Annotated in this window: 19 protein-coding genes; 4 read left to right on the forward strand and 15 right to left on the reverse strand. The window is 63.6% G+C overall.

Features of this window, described 5'->3' with window-relative positions; all coding sequences use genetic code 11:
- Positions 1–9: 9 nt before the first annotated feature.
- Positions 10–1,617, forward strand: coding sequence for a GMC family oxidoreductase (locus AC1DXM_RS20095; protein WP_477235491.1), 1,608 nt, complete (start codon positions 10–12; stop codon positions 1,615–1,617).
- Positions 1,618–1,635: 18 nt separating this feature from the next.
- Here AC1DXM_RS20095 and AC1DXM_RS20100 read toward each other — a convergent pair whose 3' ends face one another.
- Both AC1DXM_RS20100 and AC1DXM_RS20105 read right to left on the reverse strand, forming a co-directional pair.
- On the reverse strand, positions 1,636–1,992 hold the full coding sequence (locus AC1DXM_RS20100; protein ID WP_192254723.1) for a YciI family protein: 357 nt from the start codon (positions 1,990–1,992) through the stop codon (positions 1,636–1,638).
- Positions 1,989–2,222, reverse strand: coding sequence for a hypothetical protein (locus AC1DXM_RS20105; protein WP_477235493.1), 234 nt, complete (start codon positions 2,220–2,222; stop codon positions 1,989–1,991). The genes AC1DXM_RS20100 and AC1DXM_RS20105 overlap by 4 nt, the downstream gene beginning before the upstream one ends.
- A gap of 220 nt (positions 2,223–2,442) precedes the next feature.
- Between AC1DXM_RS20105 and AC1DXM_RS20110 the strand changes: the two genes are divergently transcribed.
- The gene (locus AC1DXM_RS20110; protein WP_477235495.1) at positions 2,443–2,868 is read left to right on the forward strand and encodes an OsmC family protein; all 426 of its coding nucleotides are present in this window, start codon (positions 2,443–2,445) and stop codon (positions 2,866–2,868) included.
- Positions 2,869–3,093: 225 nt separating this feature from the next.
- On the opposite strand, the gene AC1DXM_RS20115 is transcribed toward AC1DXM_RS20110, so the two are convergent.
- The 9 genes from AC1DXM_RS20115 to AC1DXM_RS20155 form a co-directional block, all read right to left on the reverse strand.
- Positions 3,094–3,726, reverse strand: coding sequence for a YceH family protein (locus tag AC1DXM_RS20115; RefSeq protein ID WP_477235497.1), 633 nt, complete (start codon positions 3,724–3,726; stop codon positions 3,094–3,096).
- 13 nt (positions 3,727–3,739) lie between these two features.
- A complete protein-coding gene (locus AC1DXM_RS20120) occupies positions 3,740–4,519 on the reverse strand; it encodes a succinate dehydrogenase iron-sulfur subunit (RefSeq protein WP_477235499.1) in 780 nt (259 codons plus the stop codon).
- Positions 4,519–4,956, reverse strand: coding sequence for a DUF3052 family protein (locus tag AC1DXM_RS20125; RefSeq protein ID WP_477235501.1), 438 nt, complete (start codon positions 4,954–4,956; stop codon positions 4,519–4,521). Before AC1DXM_RS20125 ends, AC1DXM_RS20120 begins: the two co-directional genes overlap by 1 nt.
- Positions 4,957–4,958: 2 nt before the next feature.
- A complete protein-coding gene (gene sdhA, locus AC1DXM_RS20130; protein ID WP_477235503.1) occupies positions 4,959–6,791 on the reverse strand; it encodes a succinate dehydrogenase flavoprotein subunit in 1,833 nt (610 codons plus the stop codon).
- A 1-nt stretch (position 6,792) separates the two neighbouring features.
- A complete protein-coding gene (gene sdhD / locus AC1DXM_RS20135) occupies positions 6,793–7,188 on the reverse strand; it encodes a succinate dehydrogenase, hydrophobic membrane anchor protein (protein ID WP_477235505.1) in 396 nt (131 codons plus the stop codon).
- Positions 7,188–7,607, reverse strand: a complete 420-nt coding sequence (gene sdhC / locus AC1DXM_RS20140; RefSeq protein ID WP_477235507.1) for a succinate dehydrogenase, cytochrome b556 subunit — start codon at positions 7,605–7,607, stop codon at positions 7,188–7,190. Before sdhC ends, sdhD begins: the two co-directional genes overlap by 1 nt.
- A 366-nt stretch (positions 7,608–7,973) precedes the next feature.
- Complete coding sequence (locus AC1DXM_RS20145; RefSeq protein WP_477235509.1) at positions 7,974–8,573, reverse strand: DUF1236 domain-containing protein; 600 nt, start codon at positions 8,571–8,573, stop codon at positions 7,974–7,976.
- A gap of 64 nt (positions 8,574–8,637) precedes the next feature.
- Positions 8,638–9,735 carry a zinc-binding metallopeptidase family protein gene (locus AC1DXM_RS20150; protein ID WP_477235511.1) on the reverse strand — a complete coding sequence of 366 codons (1,098 nt, stop codon included), beginning with the start codon at positions 9,733–9,735 and terminating at the stop codon, positions 8,638–8,640.
- 103 nt (positions 9,736–9,838) lie between these two features.
- Positions 9,839–11,014, reverse strand: a complete 1,176-nt coding sequence (locus AC1DXM_RS20155) for a flavin monoamine oxidase family protein (protein WP_477235513.1) — start codon at positions 11,012–11,014, stop codon at positions 9,839–9,841.
- Positions 11,015–11,155: 141 nt separating this feature from the next.
- Here AC1DXM_RS20155 and AC1DXM_RS20160 point away from each other — a divergent pair, with 141 nt between their 5' ends.
- Complete coding sequence (locus AC1DXM_RS20160) at positions 11,156–11,953, forward strand: lytic murein transglycosylase (protein WP_477235515.1); 798 nt, start codon at positions 11,156–11,158, stop codon at positions 11,951–11,953.
- A gap of 92 nt (positions 11,954–12,045) precedes the next feature.
- Here the strand turns inward: AC1DXM_RS20160 and AC1DXM_RS20165 are convergent, their stop codons facing one another.
- Together AC1DXM_RS20165 and AC1DXM_RS20170 are read right to left on the reverse strand one after the other, a co-directional pair.
- Complete coding sequence (locus AC1DXM_RS20165) at positions 12,046–12,630, reverse strand: hypothetical protein (protein ID WP_477235517.1); 585 nt, start codon at positions 12,628–12,630, stop codon at positions 12,046–12,048.
- Positions 12,631–12,780: 150 nt separating this feature from the next.
- Positions 12,781–14,004, reverse strand: a complete 1,224-nt coding sequence (locus AC1DXM_RS20170; RefSeq protein WP_352556974.1) for an argininosuccinate synthase — start codon at positions 14,002–14,004, stop codon at positions 12,781–12,783.
- Positions 14,005–14,231: 227 nt separating this feature from the next.
- On the opposite strand from AC1DXM_RS20170, the gene AC1DXM_RS20175 reads away from it, so the two are divergent.
- A complete protein-coding gene (locus tag AC1DXM_RS20175; RefSeq protein ID WP_477235519.1) occupies positions 14,232–14,873 on the forward strand; it encodes a LysE family translocator in 642 nt (213 codons plus the stop codon).
- Here AC1DXM_RS20175 and AC1DXM_RS20180 read toward each other — a convergent pair.
- Positions 14,845–15,318, reverse strand: a complete 474-nt coding sequence (locus AC1DXM_RS20180; RefSeq protein ID WP_477235521.1) for a hypothetical protein — start codon at positions 15,316–15,318, stop codon at positions 14,845–14,847. The genes AC1DXM_RS20175 and AC1DXM_RS20180 overlap by 29 nt on opposite strands.
- The gene (gene rlmN / locus AC1DXM_RS20185; RefSeq protein WP_477235523.1) at positions 15,315–16,550 is read right to left on the reverse strand and encodes a dual-specificity RNA methyltransferase RlmN; all 1,236 of its coding nucleotides are present in this window, start codon (positions 16,548–16,550) and stop codon (positions 15,315–15,317) included. The genes AC1DXM_RS20180 and rlmN overlap by 4 nt, the downstream gene beginning before the upstream one ends.
- Positions 16,551–16,577 lie beyond the last annotated feature (27 nt).

Raw genomic sequence — 16,577 nt, forward strand, 5'->3', positions numbered from 1 at the left:
AACACCGCAATGACCCAACGGCTCGATGGCGACTACGACTACATCATCGTCGGTGCAGGCACCGCCGGCTGCGTGCTGGCCAATCGCCTGAGCGAAGACCCGGGCACACGCGTGCTGCTGCTCGAAGCCGGCGGCAGCGACAACTACCACTGGGTGCATATCCCCGTCGGCTATCTCTATTGCATCGGCAATCCGCGCACCGACTGGATGATGAAGACAGCACCCGAAGCCGGCCTGAACGGCCGCTCGCTGGTCTATCCCCGGGGCAAGGTGCTGGGTGGCTGCACCTCGGTCAACGGCATGATCTACATGCGCGGCCAGGCGGCGGACTATGATGGCTGGCGGCAGATGGGCAATGTCGGCTGGGGCTGGGACGATGTGCTGCCCTATTTCCTCAAATCCGAGGACCATCATGGCGGCAAGACGAAGCTGCATGGCGCCGGCGGCGAATGGAAAGTCGCGCGGCAACGCCTGTCCTGGCCGATCCTCAACACGGTGCAGGAAGCCGCGAAGGAATTCGGCATCATGCCGCGCGAGGACTTTAATGACGGCGACAATGAAGGGTCCGGCTTCTTCGAAGTGAACCAGAGCAAGGGCGTGCGCTGGAACACCGCCAAGGCATTTTTGCGCCCGGCGCTGCGGCGGCCCAATCTTCGGCTGGTTGTCAACGCGCATGTCGAGAAGGTGCTGTTTGACGGCAAACGGGCGACCGGAGTCCGCTACCTCGTGGGCGGCGAAGCCATAGAGGCAAAGGCCGGAAGTGAGGTGCTGCTGACGGCAGGCTCGATCAACACGCCGAAGCTGCTCGAGCTTTCCGGTGTCGGCCAGCCGGACCGCCTCGCCGCATTGGGCATCGATGTGGTTCACGCCAGCTTCGATGTCGGCGAAAACCTGCAGGACCACCTGCAGATCCGCACCGTCTACAAAGTGTCGTCGGCGCTGACGCTTAACACGCTTGCCAACAGCCTGAGCGGCAAGGCGCGCATCGCGCTGCAATATGCCTTTGCGCGCTCGGGCCCGATGTCGATGGCGCCGAGCCAGTTCGGCATGTTCAGCAAATCCGATCCGTCGATGGCGACGCCGGACCTGGAATACCATGTCCAGCCGCTGTCGACGGACCGGCTGGGCGACCCGCTGCACCCGTTCCCGGCGATCACCATGTCGGTCTGCAATCTGCGCCCCGACAGCGTCGGCTCGGTGCACGCCACGACGCGCGAACTAGCCGTGCAGCCGGAGATCCGGCTGAATTATCTGTCCACGGTGCGCGACCGCGAGATCGCATTGCGCTCGGTACGCCAAGCGCGCTCGATAATGACCGCCAAGGCGCTTGAAGCCTTCCATCCGGAAGAGATCCTGCCCGGTCTCGCGCACCAGTCCGACGATGATCTGCTGCACCAGATCGGCTCGATCGCGACGACGATCTTCCATCCGGTCGGCACTTGCCGGATGGGCGTCGACGACCGCGCCGTCGTCAGCCCGGACCTGCGCGTCGCCGGCGTCGAGAGCCTGCGCGTCATCGACGCCTCGATCATGCCGCGCATCGTCTCTGGCAACACCGCTTCGCCGGTGGTGATGATCGCCGAGAAGGCGGCGGATATGATCCGCCGGCCTGCATGAGCCCGTCGATGTGCGACTCTATGACCCCGGCACGTCGTAGATCGCCCTGACCTCGATGGTGCCGATTTCGGCCAGAGGAATCTCGCCGGCGATCTCCAGCGCCGCGTCGAGATTATCGGCCTCGATCATGACGAAACCGAGCAACTGCTCCTTGGTTTCGGCGAAGGGGCCGTCGGTGATCAGCCGCTTGCCCTGGCGGCGCCGGACCGTCTTCGACGTCTTCACCGATTGCAGCGCCTGCGCGATGATCAGCTTGCCTTGCTGATCCAGTGACCGGTCATAGGCCATCGAATCGGCGTCGAGCTTAGCCAGACGCTGCGGCGTCATGGCATGGAGGTCTTTTTCCTCACCATAGACCAGACAGACATATTTCATTTCCAGCTCCCTTGCTCGGACGAACCATAGGCGATCCCGGTGTCGCCGTAAGCGATCATCAGCGTGCCGGTTGCAGCCTTGCCGGCGGAGACGTGGTCGAGCACGCAGACCGCAAGACCGATGATGGCGATCGCCAAAAGCAGCCGGCCGAAGCCGGAGGGTCGCGAGCAGTCGATGTTTCGCGGCCTTTCGCTGGGGCCGTTCCAATGGGCAGAAAACAGATTGTTCATGGGTACCTCCATCCGCCACGAGAATCCGTGGCCGCCCGCAGGACGGTCGGCGCAGATGCAAGTCGACATTTTTGCACGCAGATTTTTTCAAAAAGATTCGGCAGGGCTCGGCGGCGCCGCAGTCACGCCAAAACAGCGCGGTGGCCTTCCCCTGCCGCCGCGCTATAGTTGAAGGGAACGCCGCCAGGCCGGCGCTATCGCTGCAATCAAGGAGGATTTTATGGACCGTACCGCAAACGCCGTCTGGAAAGGCAATCTGAAAGAGGGCAACGGCACGCTCGACACGCAGAGCGGCGCCTTGAAGGGCACGCCCTATTCGTTCAAGGCTCGTTTCGAGGACGAGAGCGGCAAATCCGGCACCAATCCCGAAGAGTTGATCGCCGCCGCGCATGCCGGCTGCTACGCCATGCAGCTGTCGCATTTCCTGGCCGAGAACGGCACGCCGGCCACCGAACTCGACGCCAAGGCGGTGGTGACGCTGGTGCCCGGCACCGGCATCACCGGCAGCGCCATCACTTTGGTCGGCAAGGTGCCGGGCATCGATGGCGCGAAGTTCAAGGAATTGGCCGAGAAGGCCAAGGCAGAGTGCCCGGTGTCGAAGGCGCTCGGCGCCATCAAGGTGTCGCTCGACGCGAAATTGGGGTGAGATATACCACCTCGTAGCAAGAGCCGGCGCTGCCCCTCACCTGCCTGCCGGCATCCTCTCCCCGTATAGTGACGGGGAGAGGGAGGCTGTCGCAGCCGGCATCGCCAATCTCCACCGTTGCCGGAAGAGCACCGGCACTTAAGCTGCCCCTTTCTCCCCGTCACTATACGGGGAGAAATGTCCGGCAGGACAATGAGGGGCGGCGCAAACCTCTACAAGCAAGCCTTACGCTCCCAACGCATCAAGCCGGGCGCGGAGTGCTGCCACTTCCTGTTCGAGCGATTCCACCCTCGCTTCCAGATCGGAAGCAGGCATGACATGCGCGCTCCGCTGCGCCGACAACGCAGCAACATCCACCGCTCCAGCGAGCAGATGCACAAAACGGTCCTCGCGCTGGCCCGGCCCACGCGGAATTTCCTGGATCAGCGGCGGCCTACGGCCGATCAGCATGTCGAGTTCGGCCCGCAGATCCTCGATCGACGAAAAACGCGCCATGCGCTCGGCTCGCGCCAACAGCTCATGCGCCGTCTGTGGTCCGCGCAACAGGAGCAGACCGACCAACGCGGTCTGCGGCGTGGTCAGTGAGAAACGCTGCGCCATCTGATGCTCGTAGCGCTCGACGCGCGAGCCGAACATCTGCCGCACCAGCCCCTTCTGCTCGAGCAGCTTCAGCCCGCGGTGCACCTCCGTCTGCTCCAGCGCCATCACAGGCTCGCGCGCCGTCTTCTGGTTGGCGGCGGCAAGAGCCGCATTCAGCGTCAGCGGGTAGACGTCAGGCGTCAGCTCCTTCTTCTCGATCAGGCAGCCGAGCACACGAGCTTCGACGGGAGAAAGAACGGGCAATTCGGTATCTGTCATAATGATCGGCTCGCTATACCCGCCGCTCGACCATCATCTTCTTGATCTCGGCGATCGCTTTGGCCGGGTTGAGGCCCTTGGGGCAGGTCTGCGCACAGTTCATGATGGTGTGGCAGCGATAGAGCCGGAACGGGTCTTCCAGATTGTCGAGCCGTTCGCCCTTGGCCTCGTCGCGGGAATCGATCAGCCAGCGATAGGCCTGCAGCAGCGTTGCCGGGCCGAGATAGCGGTCGCCATTCCACCAATAGCTCGGGCACGAGGTCGAGCAGCAGGCGCACAGGATGCACTCGTAGAGCCCGTCGAGCTTCTCGCGGTCCTCATGGCTCTGCAGCCATTCCTTGGCCGGCTCCGGCGACACCGTCTTCAGCCAGGGCTGGATAGAAGCATGCTGGGCGTAGAAATTGGTGAGGTCGGGCACCAAATCCTTGACCACCTGCATATGCGGCAGCGGATAGACTTTGACGGCGCCGGAAATGTCGTCGCAGCCCTTGGTGCAGGCGAGCGTGTTGGAGCCGTCGATGTTCATGGCGCAGGAACCGCAAATGCCTTCGCGGCAGGAGCGACGCAAGGCCAGCGTCGGGTCGATCTTGTTCTTGATGTAGAGCAGCGCGTCGAGCACCATCGGCCCGCAATCGTCCATGTCGACGAAATAGGTGTCGATACGCGGGTTCTCGTCATCGTCCGGCGACCAGCGGTAGATGCGATATTCCCTGAGATTGGTGGCGCCCTCCGGCTTCGGCCAGGTCTTGCCCGGTTGGATCTTCGAATTCTTGGGGAGCGTGAGTTCGACCATTACCTCAGGTCCTTTCGGATGACGAGCTTCAGCCCGGACCAGATTTCATTGACGGCAGCAACCTTGACGTCGACCAGATCGCGCTTCAGCGCCTCAGTGCGAACGACGCCTTCGGTGATATCGGTCGGCACTTTCGATGCCTTCTTCGGCCAGGATACCCAGACCATGCCGTTACGCTTGATCGCGGCTTCGACATCGCCGAGGCGATCCTCGATCTCAACACGCTGCCGGGCGAAGGCGTGGACGGCATCGTATTTCAGGGACGTTCCCGAAATCGCCGACCAGTCGCCCAGCCGGTCGACTAGGGCGAAATCGACGGCCTCCGTGAGATCGCTGAGATCGTCGGGCAGCGCGATGAATGCCGCGACCATCCCGTCCTTCAGGCCAAGCTTGGCCGGAAGCGGCGTGCCCGAATATCCCGAGGCCGCCAGCGCCATGGTCAATACACCCTGGCCTTGGGCGCGATCTTGGTGAGGCTGATGCCGCCGTCCTTCTCGGCCAGCAGCGGCTCGGTGTGCACGGGGCGGTAGCTTAGGCTCACCTTGCCGTCCTCGCTGAGGTGGGCCAGCGTATGTTTGCGCCAGGTGACGTCGTCGCGGGCCGAGAAATCCTCGCGCGCATGGGCGCCACGGCTCTCCTTGCGGGCTTCGGCGCCGTAGACCGTGGTGATGGCATTGGCCATCAGGTTTTCCAACTCCAGCGTCTCGACAAGGTCCGAGTTCCAGATCATCGAACGGTCGAAGACCTTGATGTCCTTGAGCTCGGTCCAGATCTGCGAAATGCGCTTGCAGCCGTTCTCCAGCGATTCCTGGGTGCGGAACACGGCGGCGTCTTCCTGCATCGCCTTCTGCATCTTTTCACGCAGCACGGCGGTCGGCGTCGAGCCGTTGGCATGACGCAGCCGGTCGAAGCGGTCCATGATCCTTTCGACCGAGGCTTCATTGGGCGCGGGGATCGCCGAATTGCGGTCGATGACCTGGCCGGCACGGATCGCCGCGGCGCGGCCGAACACCACCAGATCGATCAGCGAGTTCGAACCCAGCCGGTTGGCGCCATGCACCGAGGCGCAGCCGGCCTCGCCCACCGCCATCAGCCCGGGCGACACCCGATCGGGATTCTCGGCCGTCGGGTTCAGCACCTCGCCCCAGTAATTGGTCGGCACGCCGCCCATATTGTAGTGCACCGTCGGCAGCACCGGGATCGGCTCCTTAGTCAGGTCGACGCCGGCAAAGATCTTGGCCGATTCCGAAATGCCCGGCAGCCGCTCATGCAGCACGGCCGGATCGAGATGGTCGAGATGCAGGAAGATGTGGTCCTTCTTCTTGCCGACGCCGCGGCCTTCGCGGATCTCCAGCGTCATGCATCGCGAGACGACGTCGCGCGAGGCAAGGTCCTTGGCCGACGGCGCATAGCGCTCCATGAAGCGCTCGCCCTCGGAATTGACGAGATAGCCGCCCTCGCCGCGCGCGCCTTCGGTGATCAGGCAGCCGGCGCCGTAGATGCCGGTCGGGTGGAACTGCACGAATTCCATGTCCTGCAGCGGGAAGCCGGCGCGTGCGGCCATACCACCACCGTCGCCGGTGCAGGTATGCGCCGAGGTCGCGGAGAAATAGGCGCGGCCGTAGCCGCCGGTCGCCAGCACCACCATCTTGGCCGAGAAGCGGTGAATGGTGCCGTCGTCGAGATTCCAGGCGACGACGCCGGTGCAGGTGCCGTCCGGCTCCATGATCAGGTCGAGCGCGAAATACTCGATGAAGAACTGTGCGTTGTTCTTCAGCGACTGGCCGTAGAGCGTGTGCAGGATGGCGTGGCCGGTGCGGTCGGCGGCGGCACAGGTGCGCTGCACGGGCGGGCCGTCGCCATAGTTCATCATATGGCCGCCGAACGGCCGCTGGTAGATCTTGCCCTCTTCGGTGCGCGAGAACGGCACGCCGTAATGCTCGAGCTCATAGACCGCGGCCGGCGCTTCGCGCACCATATATTCCATGGCGTCGACATCGCCCAGCCAGTCCGACCCCTTGACGGTGTCGTACATGTGCCACTGCCAGGAATCCGGACCCATATTGGACAGCGACGCGGCGATGCCGCCTTGCGCCGCCACCGTGTGCGAGCGTGTCGGGAAGACTTTGGTGATGCAGGCGGTGCGCAGGCCTTGCTCGGCCATGCCGAGCGTAGCGCGCAAGCCGGCGCCGCCGGCGCCGACGATCACGACATCGAATTTGTGGTCGACATAGGTGTAAGCCGGGTTGGCTGATTTTGCGTCCTTGGCCAACTCAGCCTCCGAATGCGAGCTTGAGCAGGGCGAAGATCGAGGCGACGCCGACCGCTATTGTGAAAAATGTGCTGAGCGCGATCGTCAGCAGCTTCAGGCCTTCGCTGATGACATAGTCCTCGATGATCACCTGCATGCCGAGCCGCATATGGTAGAGCCCGGAGATCAGGAAAAGGATCATCACCAGCGCCACGAACGGATTGGCGAGCGCTGCCCGCACCTCGGTATAGCCGGCGCCGTTGAGCGCGATGAGGAAGCCGACGAAGAACAGTGTCAGTGGAATGTTGGCGAGCGCCGTCAGCCGCTGGCGCCAGAAATGCTCTGTCCCCTCGTGGGACGAGCCGAGACCACGGACTTTCGCCAGCGGCGTGCGCATGTCGTTGTTGCTGCCGCTCATCACAGGGCTCCCCGCGCCACATAGCCGGCGACCCAGATCAGCAGCGTGAGCGCAACCGAGCCGGCGAGCGTCGTCCAAGCGATCTTGGATGCCGTGTGTTTCTCGAGCCCGGCGCCGGTGTCCCAGACGAGATGGCGCACGCCACCCAGCATATGGTGCATCAGCGCCCAGGTGTAGCCAAACAGAATGAGACGGCCGAGCCAGGTGCCGAAGGCCCAGTTGACCCAATCGAAAGTCGCTTGCGAACTCGCCGCCGCCATCAGCCAGGCCGCAACCAGGAGCGTGCCGAAATACAGCGCCCCGCCGGTGATGCGATGAATGATCGACATCGTCATGGTGATCGGCGGGCGGTAGATCGTCAGATGCGGCGAGAGCGGCCGTTCACGTCTGGCGGTTCGGGTGGCTGGTGATTTGCTCATGGCTGCCCCAGTTCGAAGTCCGGAGCCGCGATGGAATGCGGCGTTGCCGCCTTCATGTATGACTTCAGACAGCCGGTTTCTAATGCTCTTTTTGCACCGCGTCAAAGCCAGAAAATCGTTTTGGAAACGTCATTTAGTCTGACAAAAAGGCTGGCGATTGCTTCAATCGATTAGGGGCCGGCCCGAAGCCGGCGCAACGTTCGCTGCATTGCGGAATAATCGTTCCGAACATGCAGGCGAGCTATGACCTCGCCGTCGAGAGCAAGGCCAGGAAGGCCGAGATCGACAGAGCAGCTCCAAGCGGCCTGACCGGGCCGACACGGGGGAGAAGGCGGTCGCCGGACGGGACCGCCTTCGGGGACTCAATCAGCGCACAACATACATGATGCGCCGTGTCTGCGGGTCGACCAGCGCAGGCTGGCCGTTCACGTAGACATAGCGGTAGCGGTAATCTGGGATTTCGCGCAGTTCGACGGTGTCAGGCAGGGTAGCACCTGTCACCACCTCGCCGTCGAGATAGACCGGGTCGAGCCGGTGCGTGCTGACATAGGTGCCGACTTCCGCCGGCGGCCTGTCGATGGCGTCGATGGGGCCGTCGTCGGAAAGGATCGCGCCGGTATAGGTGTCGGGATAATCATCCTGCGGCGGTGCAACGACGGTGATGGCGGCGTCGGCAGGGCGGCGCGTCAGCACGACGCGGCTGCCGCCGAAATCGGCCGTCACATAGTCGGAATAGACCCAGCCCTGGCCGCCGGCTTCGGCGATGGTGCACCATTTGCTGTTTTCGATGCAGCCATTGAGCGTCGCCGACTGGCCGGCGGCAAGCACACCGATCACCGGATATTGCGGGCCGGGGCCGGCGCGCACGTTAAGATCGGCGATGGCCGAGACGGCGGTATCGGCCAATGCCGCACCCGACATGGCGACAAGCGCCCCGGCGACGGCCGGAAACAGTATGCGTCTCATGGTTTCTCTCCGTTTTCATGGTCCCCTCGCGACCCCAAACGAAAACAGAGCGCATGCGTTCCGGCTAAAATGCCTGTGCCGGCTCACGATTTGTTCCGGTTTCTTTCGGCAAACCCGTCAGAAGCCCATGTACGAAGGCGAGTTTCTGCGCCGTCACGTCCGAAATGACGAAGGGATAGAGGTCGGGCAGGCCCATGCAGCGGTTGATCGAGTTGGAGGCTTCCGACAGCACCAGCCAGCGGGCGAGAATCTTTTCGAACGGCTCGGGCACGGCGTGAGGCTCGGCTGGGGCGGGCTGCAGGCGGCCGCCGGTGTCGCCCTGCGGCAGCACATTGGCCTCCATCGTCTCCAGCTGGCCGAGCGGAAAGTTCAACGCGTGCACCATCTCCAGCGTGTCGGTGATGTGCAGATGGTGCGCCCAGGTCTCCGCCCAGTCCTCCCACGGATGCGATGTCGCATAGGCCGAGATGTGGTTCTGCTGCCAGTCGGGCGCCGCGCCATTGGCGTAATAGGTCTGCAGCGCCTGCTCATAGTCGGCGCGCTCGTCGCCGAACAGCGCCCGGAAGGCGTCGAGCCGTTGCGGGTCGTCGCGGATCAACCGGTCCCAATAGTAATGGCCGAGCTCATGGCGGAAATGGCCGAGCAGCGTGCGGTAGTTCTCGCCCATCTCGACACGCCGTCGCTCGCGCTCGGCCGAGTCCGCCTCAGCGACATTGAGGGTGATCAGGCCGTTGTCGTGGCCGGTCAGGATGCGTTCGCCGCCGGGACCGCCGCCGATCGGGTCGGCCAGGAAGTCGAAGGCAAGGCCGATCTCGTCGCCGGGGTTCTGCTTGGGCGCCACCGGCAGGCCAAAGGCGAGCAGCGAATAGATGGCGCGCTTCTTGGCCGCCTCAACGCGGATCCAGCGGCGGCGGTTGCCGTCGACGGAGAGGTCGGGGATCAGCTGATTTAGCGCGCAGGCGCGGCAGAAGGGGTGGCCCGGCTCGGCCATCCAGTTGCAGGCGCATTCATCGGCATTGGTGCAGTGGAAGATGCCGTCGATATCAGACAGGGCGAAGCGCGCATGCTCGGGGTCGTAGAGCACGAGGTTCGAGCAGCTCAGGCACTGCGCGTTCTCGAAATAGAGCCGGTGGCCGCAATACGGGCAGTCGAACAGTTTCATCTTGGCCTCAAATCGTCACGGCAGGTAGTCACGGCAGGTATATGGTACGCGCGGCGCGCGGCCCAAAACGCCGGTGACCGGCGGGCGTTCCCTTTTGCCGGGGCTATTTCACGGCCAGCCGGGCGATCACTTGCCGCGCCACGTTCTCACCCGACAGGCGCGCGCCGCCGCAGGTCTGGATCAGCGGTCCGGCCAGATGCTCGCCGGCGAAGAAGATCTTCTCCGCCACCGGTTGCATCAGCGTCGCGCGGGCCTGCGAGCGTCCGGGGCGGGCCGCCGCATAGGCGCCGCGCACGAAGCGCTCCTCGCCCCAATTGGTCATCATGGCGCGCGCCACGTGCTTTCTGGTGTCGCTGCCGAAAATGCCGCACAGCCGGTCGACGACGAAGTCGATGCCGGCCGCCTCGCCCGCCGCCGATATTTCCCAGGCGAAGTCGCCACCGACGAAACCGACCATCAGATCGAGGTCGAAGGGAAAGCACAGGAAATAGATGTCGTGCCTAGCCATGCGTTCGATCAACAGGTCGTCGAAGGGCTCCAGGCCGAGCCTGGTGCCGCGGATCTCCACCGGCAGCTTGGTCAGCATGCCCATCGGCAGGTCGAAGAAGGCACCGAAATGCGCGTCGGGAAGTACAGGCGAGAACTCGATCTCCTCGAAGGCGAGCACGGCCGGCGAGGCGGTGACGATCACCGCCTTGGCGCGCACGGTGCCGCGATCGGTAACGCAGGCAACGCCCGGCACATCCCACAGGATCTTGCGCACCGGCGTCGACAGTTCGACCGGCAGGTCGGCGCCGAAGCGGGCGACCAGCGCGCCGAAGCCTTCCTTGCTGAAATAGTTCGGGTCGAGGTCGGCCGCGGCCTGAAAGTCGCGGATCGAGATCTCGTCCTCGTCGGCGCCGAAATCCATCGGTCCGGCGAAAGTGGCGGCGGCGCGCGGCGCCTGGCCCTTGGCGAGCAGCGTCGAAAGCCGGTCGTCGTCGCCCTCTTCGACCTGATGCGTGGCCAGCAGCTCGAACAGCCGCGCATCGGCGGCCTTCATCAGCGTCCAGCCGGCGGCCTGCGCTTCGGGAAAATAGGGATTGCGGTCGGCGGCGTGCAGCCAGGCGCAGCCGATGTCGAACGGGATGCCGAAATGCTGGTCGCTGGTCCAGGCGCGGCCGCCGATGCGGCCCATGGCTTCCAGCAGCTTGAAGGAAAGGCCTGCGGCGCGAATGGTCCTGGCGGCAGCTAAGCCCGCTGAGCCGGCGCCGATGATGACGACATCAACGTCTTCCATGGTTTCCCCGCCACAATAAGCACTTGATCGTAGGCAAATTCCGCTGCATTGGCCAGCACAGCGCCGGGCGTACGGTGACAATGGCGCGTTTCACTGGCAAGTTCACAACCGGGACGTGATTCAGGCAATCAGGAGAGAAGCATGGCATTGTTTGCCAAGGGAAAGATTTTTGCGGCCACGGTGGTGGCGGTGCTTGCGCTGGCGACGGGCGCGCAGGCGGCGGCCAGCTGCGGCAAGACCGGCGCGGGTTTCGAGGCGTGGAAGCCCGAGTTCGCCGCAGAGGCCAGGTCTGAAGGCGTCGGCCCCAAGGGCCTGGCCGCTCTGGCCGGTGCCAACTACGCGACCAAGACGATCTCCGTCGACCGCGCCATCCACAAGGCGTTCAGCGGCTCGGTGGATGCTTTCATGAAGCGTCGTGGCGGGGCTGCGATCATTTCCAAGGGCCGTGCGCTGAAGAAGTCGAACGCGGCCATGTTCGAGAGGATCGAGAGCAATTACGGCGTCTCGCCGGGCGTGCTGCTCGCCATCTGGGGCATGGAGACCGGCTTCGGTGCCTCCCTGGGCAACCAGAACACGGTCTCGGCCATTCTCACGCTTGCCTATGATTGCCGCCGCCCGGGGTTCTTCTACCCGCATGCCATTGCGGCGCTGAAACTGGTCGATCGCGGTGCGCTGAGCGCCTCGTCGGTGGGTGCCGCGCATGGCGAGATCGGCCATACGCAGTTCCTGCCCGGCAATGTCCTGAAGTATGGCGTCGGCAACGCAAATCTGCGCGACAAGGCGACCGCGCTGGCGTCCACCGCCAACTTCCTCAAGGCTCATGGCTGGCGGGCGGGTGCCAGTGCAAGCGCAAATATGGGCGCAATTGCCGGCTGGAATTCCGCCAGCGTCTACCAGCAGGCCATCGCCCAGATCGCCGACGCGATCGACGGCGATTGAGCGACAATCCCATTCAACGGAAAGCCCGGCCATGTGCCGGGCTTTTTTGTCGGTGCGTGTGGCACGCCAAGAGCGGCGAGCCCCCTGGGTTCTCAGTTGTCCACGTAACCGCCGGCCACGGGGCATCTCTTCGAAGCGGGAACCTCGAAGGAGCCGCCGTAAAGGTTCGAGCAGGTACGGAACTTGGAGTTCCTGGGCGTTGGAGGAGCCGCCTTTGGCCTACCCTCGATCACCGTCGGGACTCCGGCAGCTTGCGAGTAGCTGCCGCCCAAGGGGCATTTCTCGGAAGCGGCAACCTCGAAGGAGCCCGTAATAACATTTGAGCAGGTACGGAATCTGGAGTTCCGCGGCGCCGGGGCTCGCGCCGCAGCCTTTGACTTGCCCTTGATGACCAGCCAGATTTCGGTCGATTGGTCGAGCTGCAGCCGGTTCAAGTCGGAGTAGCTGATCCGCCCGCTGCGTATCCCTTCGCCAAGGCGCTGGCAGAACAGGGCCGGCATGCGCTCCTGCGAGACGCCCATGAAAGAGGCGATTTCGTGCTTGAACGAGATGCTCCATAAATGGACGGCGGAAATGCACCCGTCCGAATTCTGCTCGCGTTTCGCGGCTGCCTGCGAGGACTGGCCTCCGGTAAAAACGATGACCGCCGCAAGCAGAAGAAAAATGGCTTTTTTCACTATCAGAATCCCCCGGTCCCGCGAAGGAATTTAGATGAAGCCTTTAAAAGGTCAACAGCATCAGTCTTGGCTGGTTTGACTTTCGTATATTAGAGATGCCAAATAAAAACCCGGCGTCTCCGCCGGGTTTTCCTGGAATAGTAGTTGGGTTCAACCCTTGCGGTTGCGTGCCGCAAGTGTCCTCAGTCGCAACGCGTTGAGGCGGATGAAACCGGCGGCGTCCTTCTGGTCGTAGGCGCCGCGGTCGTCCTCGAAGGTGACCAATGCGTCTGAATAGAGCGTCTTCTTCGATTTGCGGCCGGTGACCATGACATTGCCCTTGTAGAGTTTCAGGCGCACCGTGCCTTCGACATCTTCCTGGCTCTTGTCGATCATCGCCTGCAGCATCAGGCGCTCGGGTGAGAACCAGAAGCCGTTGTAGATCAGTTCGGCATAGCGCGGCATGAACTCGTCCTTGAGGTGGCCTGCACCCCTGTCGAGTGTGATCGATTCGATGGCGCGGTGGGCGACGATCAGGATGGTGCCGCCGGGCGTCTCGTAGACGCCGCGCGACTTCATGCCGACGAAGCGGTTCTCGACCAGGTCGAGCCGGCCGATGCCGTTGTCGCGGCCAAGATCGTTGAGGGCCGTCAGCATCGCAGCCGGTGACAGCTTCTTGCCGTTCAGTGCAATCGGATCGCCCTTCAGGAACTCGATCTCGATCTCGGTGACCTTGTCCGGCGCGTCCATCGGCGAGACGGTGCGCTGGTGGACGAATTCCGGCGGTTCGCTCCACGGGTCTTCCAGCACCTTGCCCTCGGAAGAGGAGTGCAAGAGGTTGGCGTCGACCGAGAAGGGTGCCTCGCCGCGCTTGTCCTTCGCCACCGGGATCTGGTGCTGCTCGGCAAAGTTGATCAAGTCGGTGCGCGACTTGAACGACCAGTCGCGCCACGGCGCGATGACCTTGATGTCCGGGTTCAGCGCATACGCCGACAGCTCGAAGCGAACCTGGTCGTTGCCTTTGCCGGTGGCGCCGTGCGCAATCGCGTCGGCGCCGGTCTCCCTGGCGATCTCGACCAGGTGTTTCGAGATCAGCGGCCGGGCGATCGAGGTGCCGAGCAGATAGGTGCCTTCATAGACGGCGTTGGCGCGGAACATCGGGAAGACGAAGTCCGAGACGAATTCCTCGCGCACGTCGACGACGCGGATATCCTTGATACCCATCATCTCGGCCTTCTTGCGCGCCGGCTCCAATTCGCCGCCCTGGCCGAGATCGGCGGTGAAGGTGACGACTTCTGCGCCGAGTTCGGTCTGCAGCCATTTCAGGATGATGGAGGTGTCGAGGCCGCCGGAATAGGCGAGCACGACCTTCTTGACGTCTTTGGTCTTCGACATTGTTGGCGGTTCCGCGACAAGGGGTTCTTCGCGGGCGAGGTATCACGGGCTTTCCGGCCAGCGCAAGGGACGAACACCGATCAAGGCTGGACCAGATGCTGCACCCGTCAGCGGCTGGAAGGGATCCGGCGCCTGCGCTATAGGGCTGCGCATCCTTTTTGTTCAAGCATCGGATTCTCCCAAACCGGCTTCCACTTTTGGGTCCGATGCTCTGTCAGGGGCTGCCAATGTCGTTCATTCCCGACACCACGACGCTGATCCAGTTCGCCATCGCCACCATGATCCTGGCGATCACGCCGGGGCCGGACATGACGCTTTTCGTCTCGCGCACGCTGAGCCAGGGCCGCGCCGCCGGCTTGGCCTCGCTGGCCGGGGCGCTGTGCGGCACGCTGATCCACACCACTTTGGTGGCGGTCGGCATCTCGGCGCTGATCGTCGCCTCGCCGATGGCCTTCCTCGTGCTGAAAATCTTCGGCGCCGCCTATCTCGTCTTCCTCGCCTGGCAGGCGCTCACCAAGGGCTCGGCGTTTTCACCGCAGAAGAAGAGCGGCCCTGAGATTTCGCTGTTCCGCAGTTGGGTCGCCGGGCTCGGCGTCAATCTGCTCAATCCGAAGATCATCCTGTTTTTCATGACGTTTCTGCCGCAATTCGTCTCTGCGCATGACCCGAACGCACCGGGAAAACTGTTCTTCCTCGGCGTCATGTTCATCGTGCTGTCGATCCCGGTGACGGCGCCGATGGTGTTTGCGGCGGAAAAGTTTTCGGCGGCGATGAAGGCCAGCCCGCGCGTGACGCGGGTGGTCGACTATCTCTTTGCCGGGGTGTTTTCGGCCTTCGCGCTCAAGATTCTGACCGCTCAGGCGAAGTAGCCGCCTGCCACCAGCTTCCGGCCCAGCGGCCGGCGGAAAGCCAGTAGAAGATGCCGCCGACCATGCCGCAGCCGATCACGGCGGCGATGGCGCGCGGATCGGTGACATCGAAATTGATATCGGCATTCTGGTGGACGAAGCCGAGGAACACCGCAGCCACGATGCCGCCCGCAAGCGCATAGAACAGCCAGTCGCGGCGGCTGAGTATCTCCGAGATCAAGATGACGATGGCCGCCGGCATGAAGGCGAAATAAGCGATGAACAGCGCCACGAAGGGGATCGAGAAATACAGCGATGCGGTCGCCGTCGGGTGGGCATGTTCCGGCGCGTAGCCGAGCGAGGCCAGGAACAGGACGTTGAGAAAGGCGCTCGCCGCCAGCGAAGCGACGATATAGCCGAACAGGATGACGGCGAAGCGGACGAGATAGGCGATGACGCGGCTCACGCCTCGCCGTGCCCCGCAATCATCATCGCTTCCAGCGCCAGCCGGTCGACCTTGCGCATGCGTTCGGAGTCCGACTTGAGCTGGCCGCAGGCCGCGAGGATGTCGCGGCCGCGGGGCGTACGGATCGGCGAAGCGTAGCCGGCATTGTTGATGTAATCGGCAAACTTCTCGATCGTTTCCCAGTCGGAGCACTGATAGTTGGTGCCCGGCCACGGGTTGAACGGGATCAGATTGATCTTGGCCGGAATGCCCTTGAGCAGTTTGATCAGCCCCTTGGCGTCCTCGATGGAATCGTTGACATCCTTCAGCATCACATATTCGAAGGTGATGCGCTTGGCGTTGGACAGGCCGGGATAGGCGCGGCAGGCCGCGACCAGTTCCTTCAGCGGATACTTCTTGTTGATCGGCACCAGCAGATCGCGCAGATCGTCATTGGTGGCGTGAAGCGAAATCGCCAGCATGACGCCGATTTCTTCGCCCGTGCGCAGGATTTCCGGCACCACACCCGAGGTCGACAGCGTGATCCGGCGTTTCGACAGCGACAGCCCGTCGCCGTCCGAGGCGATCAGCAGCGCCTTCTTCACCGCCTCGAAATTGTAGAGCGGCTCGCCCATGCCCATCATGACGATGTTGGAGACCTTGCGGCCCTCGGCCGGCACGATGGCGCCGTCGGGCGTGTCGCGGTCGGGGAAATCGCCGAGCCGGTCGCGCGCGGTGAGTAGTTGGGCGAGGATCTCTTCCGCTGTCAAATTGCGCACCAGCTTCTGCGTGCCGGTGTGGCAGAACGAGCAAGTCAGCGTGCAGCCGACCTGCGAGGAGATGCACAGCGTGCCGCGGCCTTCCTCGGGGATGTAGACGGTCTCGATCTCGACCGGACGGCCGGCGCCGCGCGGCGGAAAGCGGAACAGCCACTTGCGCGTGCCGTCGGACGAAATCTGTTCCTCGACGATTTCGGGCCGGGCGACGGTGAAATGCTTGTCGAGTTCGCCGCGCAAATCCTTGGAGATGTTGAACATGCCGGCGAAATCGGAGACACCGCGCACATACATCCAGTGCCACAGCTGCTGGGCGCGCATTTTGGCCTGGCGCTCGGGCACGATGCCGGCACTGATGAGGGCCTCGCCGAGTTCGGCCCGGGTCAGGCCGACCAGCGACGGCTTCTCGGCCGACGCGGCGCGGACACGCAACGCATCGCGTGCGCCCTCAGTGGTGAGATCGAAGGAAAGGGTCATATCAGCGCCAATATAAGCGAATTGCGG

The sequence above is a fragment of the Mesorhizobium sp. P3_A2 genome, assembly GCF_056403115.1.